This window comes from Sporosarcina sp. Y838, assembly GCF_056786515.1.
Genome location: NZ_JBXCJD010000001.1, coordinates 244,890 through 256,848, shown reverse-complemented (window position 1 = coordinate 256,848; position 11,959 = coordinate 244,890). Strand labels below are relative to the sequence as shown.

Below are 11,959 nucleotides of genomic sequence, written 5' to 3'. Positions count from 1 at the left end.
CGGACAATTTGCAGGATATTCTGTTATAATTGATTGTATGAAGCATTTAACAATAACTTTACCTAGGAGGTTTTCATATTGAATTATGGCGTTGTTGCATTTCCATCTAAGAAACTTCAAGATTTAGCGAACGGCTATCGGAAAAGATACGACCCGCATTACGCACTAATTACTCCACATTTGACGGTTAAAGGTGTTTTCGAAGCGAACGACCAGGAAATTGATGAAGTTTCTAAAGCCATCAAAGAAATAACTAAAAAACACGGTCCGTTCGAATTAAATGTTTCGAAAGTGGGTACTTTTGCCCCTATTACGAATACGATTTACTTCAAGGCCACTCTAAACGATGAATTGGCTGCATTGCATAAAGATTTGAATTTCAACTTTTTCGGTAAAGATCCTGAATATGCATTCGTTCCCCACGTGACGATTGCACAAAAGTTATCTTCCGGCGAGCACGATGATATCATAGGTCAATTGAAAATGATTGGTGTCGATCATACTGAAACGATTGATCGACTTCACCTAACTTACCAGCTTGAAGACGGCTCTTGGACGGTCTACGAAACATTCCGCCTCGATGAGGATAACTGAACGTTGTTCGAAGTAAAAATCGCAACTTCTGACCTTGAAAGAGAAGACGCATTTTTTGTCAGAAGAAAAGTATTCGTGGAAGAACAAGGAGTACCCCTCAATCTTGAACTAGATCCTCTTGACAAGACTGCAGTGCATTTCGTCGTCTATTCGGCCGAAACACCAATCGGAGCAGGTCGAATCAGAGAAATCAGTGACGGAATCGGGAAGGTCGAAAGGGTTTGTGTTTTAAAAGACTACCGCGGTAAACATCTGGGTAATCTCGTAATGAATGCACTTGAAGAGCATGCAATAAACGTAGATATGAAGAAAGTAACTTTGAATGCTCAAGCATACGCTGTTCCTTTCTATGAGAAATTAGGATATATTATTACTTCACCAGAGTTTATGGATGCAGACATTCCGCACCGTGCAATGGAGAAAATTATTATTGAATCATAAAAGGTTCGCATTGCTAGATAGCAATGCGAACCTTTTTCTAATCATTCATTAGATATATGCATTTACTGATATACCTTTTCCTATAACTTGAGCAATGATTGGCGACAGATTAACGGGGTTTGGATAGACGAATCCTTGATAGGATGGAGGTATTTTAACAATAGGCCTACCTTCTACATCTCCCTTATCCTTTTCTTGTTGCTGGGAAAAGGATCCATTCAATTCATCCGAAAAATCCGAATCAAGCTTAACCCTGCTGACCTTTTCGATAAATGCGAAATCGTGGAGATCCAAATTCAAACGGTTTGCGTACATTTGAGATTGAATTGGTTGAATCGGTAATATATAACCCATTGTTAACACCCCATTACCACATTTTCTATTAGTATATCCTTAGAGTGCTATTGTTAAACCTATTATTCTATTTTTCTGTAATTTTATTTTATTGCCGCCCAAGCATATCTTGAATATCTTTAATATTTACGGCTTTGCCATTCTTTATGATAGAATTGACAAGCTCATCTTCAGTAGCTTGAGGGACTTCTTTTTTAGCGAGTTTACCCACTTTTCGTATGATTTTCCTCACTTGCCGTTCATCACTGAAATCCGCATACTGGATTGCATTTGCAAGTGCAAACACTTCTTCCATTGGGACGCCTGTTTTTGATTCGATTTTCCGGAAAAATGAATCATTCATCTGATATCCCCCTTCTTAAACATAAAAACTGCGGCCCACAATAATGAGCAAGATGAAGAGAACTACGATGAGGACAAATGTCGAACCACCATAATTACCGCCTTTATCGCTTTCATAACCGCCGCAACCACCGCCATATCCGCCTGCATGTGAATTGTATCCGAACATAAATATACCCCCTTCCTTTCTATATATCCTATGCGGACACAACCAGAAGGTAGAGGGCGAAATGACTATTAAACCTTTCCTTTTGCTTTAAAAATGATAGCAGCAATGAAACCGAACAGAATAGCAGAACTAATTCCTGAACTTGTCACTTCAAACATTCCTGTCATTACACCAATGAGACCATGTTTTTCAGCCTCTGCCATCGCTCCATGTGTCAACGAATTTCCAAACGATGTAATCGGTATTGTTGCACCTGCCCCGGCAAAATCGATGAAAGGCTCATACAGTCCTAAACCGTCTAATACAGAACCTGCCACAACCAAAATACATAATGTATGCGCAGGTGTCAGTTTTGCGACATCGAATAAAAGCTGTCCAACCACGCAGATAAGACCCCCTACAATAAAGGCGGTAATAAAAATCGAAACCATTAGCCACACTCATTTCATCGTTAATTCGATTGCGTGCGCGATACACGGAATCGTATCTCCTTGTTGGAATGATAACGGAGATAAGAGCGCACCAGTCGCAATGAGAAGGACACGCTTATATTCACCTGCCACCATTTTATCGATTATTTCCGTGAAAAAAATAGCTGCCGAACAACCGGCTCCACTTGCCCCTGCTAAAAAGGATGTGTCATCACCGTAGAATTCTTTACCTGCGTCCCGAAAGTTATCAAATACGTCAATTCCCTGATTACCTGCGAGCGTTTTGTATAACTCAAATCCGACTTTCCCAAGATCCCCTGTCATTATGACATCGTAGTCACTTACATCTTTCCCATGGCCTTTTAAATGGCGTGATAGCGTATCCGCCGCCGCGGGTGCCATCGCAGCACCCATATTCAATGGATCAGTCATTCCGAGGTCTATTACACATCCCATTGTCCCGCACTCTATAGAAGGTACTCCTTTTTTATATGGCGTGATAGTCGCTACCCCCGCGGCAGTGACAGTCCACTGAGCGGTCTCGGGTTTTTGCGCACCGTATTCAACTGGGTAGCGAAATTGGCGTTCAACCGCATTATGTTGACTAGACGCTCCCGCAATGGCCATTGTAGACATCCCCGACTCAGTCAACAATGCTGCGAGTAAAAGTGAGGATACAGATGTCGAACAAGCTGAAAATAAACCAATGTATGGAATTCCTAATGTACCAGCTGCAAAATTTGAAGGCGTCATTTGATTGACCAGATCACCAATTAACAGAAAGTCAGCATCACTAGGAATGGATTCAACTTTACTTAAAGCAATCATGCATGCGTCTTCTATCATTTTTGCATTCGCATGTTCATTCGTCTTCAAACCGCAACGTTCATCGTCGTACCTTTTATCGAACTTATCCGCAAAAGGGCTTTTTCTTTCAAGAGGTCCCACTGTTACACCTGTCGCAGCAATGGAAGGTGTCGTTTTGAAAGTCAACAGACCGCGCCCTACCATGACACGACACCAAACTTAACCAGAATCGTTTTAATAAGAGCAACCACAAACGCCGAAAAAACACCGAATAAAATGACGGACCCCGCAAGTTTAAACATATTTCCGCCCACCCCGAGGACATAACCTTCGGACTTATGCTCGATAGAAGCGGAAATGACTGCATTACCGAAACCAGTTATCGGAACTGCACTTCCAGCCCCTCCGAACTGTGCAATTTTTTTATATAATCCAAAACCCGTTAGTAGCATCGCAAAAAATATCATTGTAGCGACAGTTGGATTACTAGATGTTCGTTGCGTAAAATCAAAATACGTCATATAAAATAATGAAACAAATTGACCCACCAAACAAATAGTTCCTCCAGTCAAGAACGCAAATATCATATTTCGCATCAAAGGGGTTTTAGGTGAAATTTCTTTTTCTAATTTCGCATATTTCTTTTCATCCATCATGTCTCTTCCTTTATAAGTGATTTTAATTCTTTTATCTTTTCTGCTTTTTTCTTTTCACTTTCCAATTTCATGAGTTTTTTTGTTTCCATCCATATTTTGCTGTCTGCAGATACTGTTACATCCAAATCAGGGTATAACTTTTCCAGCTTCCCTTTAAGTTCCTTTTCAATTTTTTCTTTTTTGAATCTCGAAAATGTTTTAAGTGTAACTCCGGCGATGACATCATTTTCATGAAAAACAGTAACCGCTGAAGTGAGTCGTTCGTCACTTTTTAAGACTTCTTCTGCTTTTGCAGCATCTTCGTCAGAATGATTGGCAATCCGAAACCCGTTTTCTGAACAACCCGATAGTAAAACAGCTGCGAGTAGCAATTGACCAAATCTACGGATATGCGTCCCCTCCATTTCCTTACAGTATGCCTTTTCGCTCTAATCTTTATTCATAATACCGGTGCGCCCTTACACTCCGAACTTTTTCGCATAAAGTATAAAGAATTGAAAAAAGGAGGTGGAAGTAATGGGATGTGGAAGAAATGATGATAGTAATGATAATCGTCGCGACGAGAATTGCATTTGTGAAGTCGTCCGTGCAATTAAACGGGTGCAAGACCTTAGGGATGATCGGGACTGTGATGATTGCAGTACCGACTGTTTCTTGACTCCACTTGGAGCACTTGTCAGCCCATCACGTCAACGTGCGAACACACGTGTATTTATGCTATTAACTAAAGATGGCGATCCATTCAAAGCAATGTTTAATAAGGAAAACAGAAGACGCAGAGAATCACTAGGTGCAAATCAATTAGATAAAGATAAGGATCACGATGGCTGTTTCTCGGTTTTTTTCAGAGTTCAAAACGTATTTGACAATTGCTGTGCTACATTAGAAGTATTAGAACCTCGTAAAGGTAGACATGGTGTAAATCTTATCAAGCACGGAAAAATCGATTTTGATGAGTTGTGTGACGTGGATCGTTTTGAAGCAACAGGTTCATGTATAACTGTGGACTTAAAATGTTTCTGTGGTATTCAGTGTGTTAAGGACGTATTTATCGACTGTGACGAAGATTAATTTTATTACCCTGCAATGCCCAATCTGTCTGATCGTTAAATCGATCAGACAGATTTTTTGTTATGTAAAGTAACGTCTGTGATTAACCATTTTTTATAAAGTGTTGGAGAGAAGTGCTTTAAAACCGCTATTTTCACTGGACTATTTTCGGTCCGCTTTCGGCGAATTAATCACGATACGATTACCGAAAAAATTAAGTAGGGATGCGACGAAGTCGCATCCCTACTTAATTAAGACATCTCGATATTGTTATAGAAGTTGTTTAATTCAAAGCAATCCAAGAACAACTGTACTCGTAATGCCCAGTATGTGATCAGGTTACTTCCCTACTAACTCCTAAATGGATTACCACGCCAAAGTATTTCACTAATATTGCCCATTTCTACAGCAACAAATTCATTGTCTCCACCCTTGACTTCAATGAATAGTGTTTCGCCCTCAATCTTCTCTATTTTCCCTGTCAATGTTTCATCACTTAATACAAATTGAAGGGGTTGGTATGCTTGCCGCGGAAACGGTGTGCCTAGATACATTATTCGCTTCACGATAGATGGATCGGCAACCGAGAATGATTGTATTTCTTCTGGCACCTGGTCTTCACCTATCTCCCTACCCTCCAGACCCTCTTCAAGAACGTCTACTGTAGCCTCAAGTTCTCCCCCATCTATTACAAATACTGACGTGCTTTCCTCGACTGTGATGGCAATTTTCATAAAGACAGGCGGTCCATGAACAAATAATAATGGCTCATTTCGATAAATGATCAGCACATCCTTTTTAACCACAGTATATGCGCCTAAATTTCGAATGGTCACCTGAAAAGCGCAAGGCGCCGCACAGCTCCGACAGGCATAAGACAGGGCGGCGGAGCGGCGCTCTTTGCCGCATAGCCGTCCTGCCTTATGACCCGAGGAGTTGGCGCCTGAAGCTGGATCACCCGAAAAGCTGAAGGAGCCGTCTAGACGCGACAGGCATAAGACAGACCAGCGCAGTGGCGTTCTTTGCCACGTAGCTGGTCTGCCTTATGACCCGAGCGTCTGGCGCCTGAAGCTGGATCCACCGAAAAGCGCAAGGCGCCGCACAGCTCCGACAGGCATAGGACAGGGCGGCGCTCTTTGCCGCATAGCCGACCTGCCTTATGACCCGAGGAGTTGGCGCCTGAAGCTGGATCACCCGAAAAGCCGAAGGCCCCACGCACCTAAACTTCTCCATACAAAAAAATTCACCGCCGATCTAAAGATCAGCGATGAAAACAGTAGCGAGGCCAAGATAAATAATAACACTTATAACATCATTTAACGTCGTAATAAAAGGCCCTGATGCAACTGCCGGGTCAATTTTCAATTTGTGCATTAACAAAGGAATGAAAGAGCCTGAAATTGTCGCGACAAAAATCGATACAAAAATTGCGGCACCGACTAACAGCCCTATCACAAATTGATCCTTCCAAACGTAAATGAGACCAACAACAAATAGTGCGCAGATGAATCCCGTCATGAGACCCGTTCCCGCCTCGCGTAGAAGCAACTTAAATTTACTTTCATCCTCAACGTCACCTGTTGCGATACCACGTACTGCAACAGCAAGCGCTTGAGTACCACTATTCCCCGCTGTTCCGGCAATCAGAGGAATGAATGCCGCAAGAAGTGCTACTTTTGAAATGGTTTCAGTAAACAGATCAATCAAATTTGCAGTTAGCATTCCAAGTACTAATAAGATAAGTAACCATGGAAGCCTCTTTTTCATCGCTGAGAAAGAGTTTTTGTCAAAAGTATCCATACTGGAAACCCCTGCAAGTTTGGAATAGTCATCAGATGCTTCTTCATCAAGGACGTCAATAATGTCATCAACTGTAATAATCCCTAGCAAATGATGTTGGAAATCAACGACCGGTACTGCGAGGAAATTATAGTCTTTAATCATTCGGGCTACATCTTCCTGGTCTTCCGAAACAAGAACACTAACAACCCGTTCACTCATAATGGAACTGATCAACGTATCTTCATGTGCAATGATTAGATCTCGGAGTGATATGACACCAGTCAGACGATAGGAATCATCCACAACAAAAATATAATAGATTGTTTCCGCTTTTGGTGCTTCACTACGCAAAATCGTCATAGCAGAACGAACGGTTGAGTTTTGCGGAATTGTTACGTATTCCGTCGTCATAATCGAACCTGCCGTATACTCTTCATAATGGAGTAAGGCTTTGATTTCGGCAGCCGCTTGTTTATCCATCAAGGTTAAATAACTAACAACTTGTGCTTTGTCGAGTTCATTCAGGACATCTACCGCGTTATCGACGAACATGTACGAAATCATGTCTGCTGCATACGTCGTGTCCATCTCCTGAAGGAACTGCTTATACTCGTCGCCACTAATTTCGCTTGTCTCGAAAATTTCTGCAAGTTCTTTCGGAGATAAGTATTGATAAATGATTTCTCGTAGTTCTGGTGTAACTTTCTCGTAAAACAGTGCCCGATCATACGGATGAAGGAGTAGATATTCATTCCGGAAAGATTTTATATCATGTTGAACGAGCGTCTCTATTAATTTCTCTTCATCGAAAATGACTTCTTCATTCATCTCTTCTTTTGTGTTCATAGCTACACCTTCCTTTCTATGTCTATCGTGCATTATTGATTTGAATATGGGTATTATAAACTAATATAAATACTAAAAGGATGTTGATATTATGAAATTCGATATTATTGGCGATATCCATGGTTGTTACGATGAATTTATGCAGTTAATTCAAAAGCTGGGATACACCATAAGCACAGGCGTTCCCCTACATCCGGACGGAAGAAAAGTCGCCTTTGTTGGCGATGCCATGGACAGAGGTCCTGACTCAATCAAGATGTTAAATCTCTTATTCAAGATTCAAAAAAACCAATCTCTTCTCTATTCCCCGGGAAATCATTGCAATAAATTTTATCGATTTGCCAAAGGAAATCAAGTTCAACTCACACACGGGCTCGAAACTACGGTGGCTGAACTTGATGCATTATCAAAGGATGAACGCAGGCAATTTCTTAGTAATTATCGTAGTTTTTATGAAAGTTTACCATTGTATCAATCCTTGGATGTAGGCAATCTGATTGTTGTTCACGCTGGTATTCGCGAAGATATGATTGGTAAACCGCGTTCGGAAAAGATGAGAGTTTTCGTCCTCTACGGAGATATTACAGGACAGAAATTACCTGACGGAAGACCTCTTCGACGCGATTGGGCTAAGGAGTACAAAGGAACTCCTTATATCGTATACGGGCATACACCTGTAATAGAATCTCGCATCATAAATAACACTGCGAATATCGATACAGGTTGTGTCTTTGGAGGAAAGCTTTCCGCGTTACGTTATCCCGAAATGGAAATCATCTCGGTTCCATCACACCAGCCGTTCATCCCTGAAAAGTTCACTGATTTTGATTGACATTAGGGTTCAACAATTGTTTCATATCCACCGGGCTTTCACAGCTGAACTTTAGGTACTCACCCGTAAGTGGATGGGTAAATCCAATTTCTGCACAGTGTAGTGCCTGTCGCCCAATCAATCCACGACCGCCGCCATATAAATCATCGCCATGGAGCGGAAAACCCGCCCACTGCATATGGACACGAATTTGATGTGTCCTTCCTGTATGTAAAATCAATGTAATTTCTGTAAATTTATTTCCATCTAATTCGGAATGTCTTTTAACTTCTACTTTGGTCAAGGCTTTCTGACCATCTTCACGAACAATTCTCTCGATGATACTGCCATCTTTTCTGCCAATTGGTTGTGAAATACTGAACTTTTCCTGCTGTATATGGCCTTCTACAATCGCCACGTATTGTCTGTGAAAAGCAGAATGTATCATTTGCTCACTTAATAGATGATGAATATGTCGGTTTTTTGCAACACAAATCAAACCTGAAGTATCCCTATCCAGGCGAGTCACAATATGAACCGTCGATGGCAATCGTTCAATAGCAAACTTACCGGCAAGTGAATTTGCAATCGTACCGGCTGGATGATCTCGTGACGGTATCGTACTTTGACCCGCTGGCTTATTAATAATAATAAGTGCATCATCTTCAAAGACAATAGAAAGTGGACCGGGCTCTGGGCGTAACCCGGGACTCGGTACTTCCGGTGGAAAGAAGACAATTACTTCGTCGCCTAATTGTAAGTGATGTCGAACATTTCGTTCAAATCCATTTACTGTAATAGTGCCACCGTCGTATTTAGTCGCTGTCAATGTCCTTTTGGATATCCCTTTTGCGTGGAGGTATTCGCGCAGGAGCAGACCCTCTTCATCTACATGAAATTTAAGTTGAAAACGTGCATCCCGCTCTAACGCATTAAACATCGCTGTCGATGAATGAGTCATGTACTCTTCTCCAAAATGGAAACGGTCGGAATCTTCCAAAACGCACTTTTTCTTGTGAAACTGTGTATTCAATTGACTTTACATCTTTATGAAGAAGTTGCAAATGATCCACTGTTACCATGAAATCCGGTCCTTTGACAGGAGTCAATATACATTTATGGTGCGCTGGAAGAACAAGCGATGAACCCACAGTGCGGAAAACCCGGTTATTGATGGACGCCATTTCCGTTAGCTGCATTGAAGGCAGCGATGGATGGATGATTGCCCCTCCCAACGCCTTATTATATGCAGTGGATCCTGAAGGTGTAGACATACATAGACCATCACCGCGAAAGCGTTCAAAATGGTTGCCATTCAGTTCAACATCCATCACAAGCGTTACGTCAGGTGACTTCACAGTCGATTCATTCAGTGCTAGGAATAGGGCACTGTCTCTTTCATTTGCATAATTAATCTTGACATCCAGAAGCGGGTATTCGAAAACTTCAAAATCTTTACGAGCGATTGAGATAACAAGTTTCTCAATTTCAGCCGGCTTCCAATCTGCATAGAAACCTAGATGGCCTGTATGAATTCCAACAAATGCAGTTTCTTTCAGGCGGTGTTGGTATTTATGAAAGGCATGAAGTAATGTACCATCCCCGCCAATCGACAGAACAATATCAGGTTCTTCTTCGTCAAACACCATGCCGAAATCAACCAAATAGTTTTTTGCTTCGCCAAGTAATCGATTTGATAAATCATCATTACGTGACTGGATTGCAAATTTCATCATTTTTCTCCTCCTTTCCCATTATTTTCACCATAACGTCTCGTAGCCGTTTCCTTAAATGCACTGAAATATTGTTGTGCATCCTGTATTTCATTACGGATTAAGGACATTTCTTCATCCAGTCGGAAAGCGGCTTCCGCGGCTCTTTCAAGCCGATGCCTAATTTCATCGGGCATTTCACCTTCATATTTATAGTTTAATGAGTGCTCAATCGATGCCCAAAAATTCATTGCCAATGTGCGAATTTGAATCTCCGCTAAAATGGTCTTTTCCCCATGTATTGTCTGAACGGGGTATTTGATAATCAAATGGTAAGATCTGTAGCCACTCGGTTTATTATTCGATATATAATCGCGTTCCTCTATCACTTCGAGATCATTCCGCTGTCGTAACGTTTCCACAACGGTACTGATATCATCAACAAACTGACACATCAATCGAATTCCCGCGATATCAGGAAGTTCGGCAGCAAGTTCCGGTGAAGGTTCGAACGGAATCCCTTTTTCAAGCGTCTTATCATATATACTCGCGAGCGGTTTTATCCGACCTGTCACAAACTCAACAGGCGTATGCACATCTTCCAATTCATACTGATTTCGCAAACCTTTCAATTTCACTTTCAGTTCATCAACCGCTTGTTTGTAAGGTTCTAGAAACTGATTCCACTGCCTCATCCGGATCCCTCCCAACTGTTAGTCCATTTGTTGAAGAATCGAACTAAATGCTTTCTCAACTGACGTAGAGAAAACTTCCCCGTAGTTATCATTACCCTCAATATTATAAATTAACATCAACAGTTCATCTCTGAATCCGGGAAGTACAATTAGTTCTTCTTGCCAAGAAATTGCAGGATCCGTTTCCGTTGTCAATACATCTAGCATGAATGGCCATACTTCCTCAGGGAAATAAACGTGATTGTATCCTTCTTCCCCTTCCAACAGGTACACAAACGAAAGGTTGTCCGAATCTGTAATCATCTTCCCTGATGGAAGCCCCTGTGGTTTCTCAGCACCTTCTTCCAATAAAAAAAGGACATGATCGTTGTTGCGCTGCGCTCTATGAATTCGATTTTGTATGTTCATAATTTCTTCTTCCCTTCATCTGTCATTACGTACATTCTATCATATGGAGAACGTGCATGCAGTTTAGAAAATGCGTTATTCCACATAAATTGGTATACTATATGTAAGGATAGATATCCAGCAATTACTCACACCACATAGGAAAGGGGAAATCGTCATGGATACGCGCACATTTCGTACAGTATTGGAGATAAATGCACTCCAGTCTCTAGGTGCTGTTCAGACATATGCAGGACAAAATAATACTTCAACCTCTATGTTCAATACGATACTAGAAGAAATGTTGGGTGACACATCCATAACGGACTCCTTATCCTCTTCTACGTCCGCATTACTTGGAAATAGTAATACAACTGAAAGTTTGAGATATAATGGGATTAATGGCATTTTCAAACCTTCTACGCTAAGTGCCATAATGGATGCCACTCAACAAGTGCAGCCTATTCCGATTGCCGCTACATCTACAACGAATGGCAACTATAGCGAAATTATCAGCCAAGCCGCAAAAAAATACAATTTACCGGATAATCTAATTGCTGCTGTCATCAAACAGGAGTCAAACTTTAACAATAATGTTGTGAGTCATGCAGGCGCACAGGGACTCATGCAACTGATGCCCGGCACTGCGAAGTTCTTGGGTGTCAAAGATAGTTTCGACCCCGCTCAGAACGTGATGGGTGGAGCGAAGTACTTAAGACAAATGCTAAATCAGTTCGACGGCAATGTTGAATTGGCGCTTGCCGCATACAATGCAGGTCCTGGTAACGTAAAAAAACACGGGGGAATTCCTCCTTTCAAAGAAACACAGCAATATGTCACAAAAGTGCTTGACTATTTAAAAGTTTAACAATGATAATTTTG

Annotated in this window: 18 protein-coding genes; 5 read left to right on the top strand and 13 right to left on the bottom strand. The window is 41.4% G+C overall.

Annotation, left to right across the window (positions count from 1 at the left end; translation table 11 throughout):
- Positions 1–78 precede the first annotated feature (78 nt).
- Positions 79–594 (top strand): YjcG family protein, encoded by a 516-nt coding sequence (locus AC1TO4_RS01220; RefSeq protein ID WP_482100256.1) that lies wholly within the window; start codon positions 79–81, stop codon positions 592–594.
- Between the two features lie 3 nt (positions 595–597).
- Positions 598–1,035, top strand: coding sequence for a GNAT family N-acetyltransferase (locus AC1TO4_RS01215; protein ID WP_482103827.1), 438 nt, complete (start codon positions 598–600; stop codon positions 1,033–1,035).
- Positions 1,036–1,083: 48 nt separating this feature from the next.
- Here the strand turns inward: AC1TO4_RS01215 and AC1TO4_RS01210 are convergent, their stop codons facing one another.
- The 7 genes from AC1TO4_RS01210 to AC1TO4_RS01180 all read right to left on the bottom strand — a co-directional run bounded on the left by AC1TO4_RS01210 (position 1,084) and on the right by AC1TO4_RS01180 (position 4,198).
- The gene (locus AC1TO4_RS01210; protein ID WP_482103826.1) at positions 1,084–1,389 is read right to left on the bottom strand and encodes a hypothetical protein; all 306 of its coding nucleotides are present in this window, start codon (positions 1,387–1,389) and stop codon (positions 1,084–1,086) included.
- Between the two features lie 88 nt (positions 1,390–1,477).
- Positions 1,478–1,732, bottom strand: a complete 255-nt coding sequence (locus tag AC1TO4_RS01205; protein ID WP_482103825.1) for a stage VI sporulation protein F — start codon at positions 1,730–1,732, stop codon at positions 1,478–1,480.
- A gap of 15 nt (positions 1,733–1,747) precedes the next feature.
- A complete protein-coding gene (locus AC1TO4_RS01200) occupies positions 1,748–1,900 on the bottom strand; it encodes a YjcZ family sporulation protein (RefSeq protein WP_482103824.1) in 153 nt (50 codons plus the stop codon).
- Positions 1,901–1,968: 68 nt separating this feature from the next.
- Positions 1,969–2,331, bottom strand: coding sequence for a stage V sporulation protein AE (gene spoVAE, locus AC1TO4_RS01195; RefSeq protein WP_482103823.1), 363 nt, complete (start codon positions 2,329–2,331; stop codon positions 1,969–1,971).
- Positions 2,332–2,340: 9 nt separating this feature from the next.
- Positions 2,341–3,342, bottom strand: coding sequence for a stage V sporulation protein AD (locus AC1TO4_RS01190; protein WP_482100250.1), 1,002 nt, complete (start codon positions 3,340–3,342; stop codon positions 2,341–2,343).
- A complete protein-coding gene (gene spoVAC / locus AC1TO4_RS01185; RefSeq protein WP_482103822.1) occupies positions 3,336–3,791 on the bottom strand; it encodes a stage V sporulation protein AC in 456 nt (151 codons plus the stop codon). Before spoVAC ends, AC1TO4_RS01190 begins: the two co-directional genes overlap by 7 nt.
- Positions 3,791–4,198: a hypothetical protein gene (locus tag AC1TO4_RS01180; RefSeq protein WP_482103821.1), complete on the bottom strand. Its 408-nt coding sequence runs from the start codon at positions 4,196–4,198 to the stop codon at positions 3,791–3,793. The genes spoVAC and AC1TO4_RS01180 overlap by 1 nt, the downstream gene beginning before the upstream one ends.
- 112 nt (positions 4,199–4,310) lie before the next feature.
- Here AC1TO4_RS01180 and AC1TO4_RS01175 point away from each other — a divergent pair, with 112 nt between their 5' ends.
- Positions 4,311–4,865, top strand: coding sequence for a CotY/CotZ family spore coat protein (locus AC1TO4_RS01175; RefSeq protein ID WP_482103820.1), 555 nt, complete (start codon positions 4,311–4,313; stop codon positions 4,863–4,865).
- A 329-nt stretch (positions 4,866–5,194) separates the two neighbouring features.
- On the opposite strand, the gene AC1TO4_RS01170 is transcribed toward AC1TO4_RS01175, so the two are convergent.
- Both AC1TO4_RS01170 and mgtE read right to left on the bottom strand, forming a co-directional pair.
- The gene (locus tag AC1TO4_RS01170; protein ID WP_482103819.1) at positions 5,195–5,650 is read right to left on the bottom strand and encodes a hypothetical protein; all 456 of its coding nucleotides are present in this window, start codon (positions 5,648–5,650) and stop codon (positions 5,195–5,197) included.
- A 448-nt stretch (positions 5,651–6,098) separates the two neighbouring features.
- A complete protein-coding gene (gene mgtE, locus AC1TO4_RS01165; protein WP_482103818.1) occupies positions 6,099–7,472 on the bottom strand; it encodes a magnesium transporter in 1,374 nt (457 codons plus the stop codon).
- A 91-nt stretch (positions 7,473–7,563) separates the two neighbouring features.
- On the opposite strand from mgtE, the gene prpE reads away from it, so the two are divergent.
- Positions 7,564–8,304 (top strand): bis(5'-nucleosyl)-tetraphosphatase PrpE, encoded by a 741-nt coding sequence (gene prpE, locus AC1TO4_RS01160; RefSeq protein WP_482103817.1) that lies wholly within the window; start codon positions 7,564–7,566, stop codon positions 8,302–8,304.
- Here the strand turns inward: prpE and AC1TO4_RS01155 are convergent.
- Genes AC1TO4_RS01155 through AC1TO4_RS01140 form a run of 4 tightly spaced genes read right to left on the bottom strand, consistent with a single transcriptional unit; the run spans position 8,288 to position 11,098 of the window.
- The gene (locus AC1TO4_RS01155) at positions 8,288–9,244 is read right to left on the bottom strand and encodes an RluA family pseudouridine synthase (protein ID WP_482103816.1); all 957 of its coding nucleotides are present in this window, start codon (positions 9,242–9,244) and stop codon (positions 8,288–8,290) included. The two genes, prpE and AC1TO4_RS01155, sit on opposite strands and share 17 nt — an antisense overlap.
- Positions 9,216–10,016, bottom strand: a complete 801-nt coding sequence (locus AC1TO4_RS01150) for an NAD kinase (RefSeq protein WP_482104033.1) — start codon at positions 10,014–10,016, stop codon at positions 9,216–9,218. Before AC1TO4_RS01150 ends, AC1TO4_RS01155 begins: the two co-directional genes overlap by 29 nt.
- On the bottom strand, positions 10,016–10,690 hold the full coding sequence (gene yjbM / locus AC1TO4_RS01145; RefSeq protein WP_482103815.1) for a GTP diphosphokinase: 675 nt from the start codon (positions 10,688–10,690) through the stop codon (positions 10,016–10,018). Before yjbM ends, AC1TO4_RS01150 begins: the two co-directional genes overlap by 1 nt.
- An 18-nt stretch (positions 10,691–10,708) precedes the next feature.
- Positions 10,709–11,098, bottom strand: a complete 390-nt coding sequence (locus tag AC1TO4_RS01140; protein WP_482103814.1) for a UPF0738 family protein — start codon at positions 11,096–11,098, stop codon at positions 10,709–10,711.
- 157 nt (positions 11,099–11,255) lie between these two features.
- Here AC1TO4_RS01140 and AC1TO4_RS01135 point away from each other — a divergent pair, with 157 nt between their 5' ends.
- Positions 11,256–11,945, top strand: a complete 690-nt coding sequence (locus tag AC1TO4_RS01135) for a lytic transglycosylase domain-containing protein (protein ID WP_482103813.1) — start codon at positions 11,256–11,258, stop codon at positions 11,943–11,945.
- Positions 11,946–11,959 lie beyond the last annotated feature (14 nt).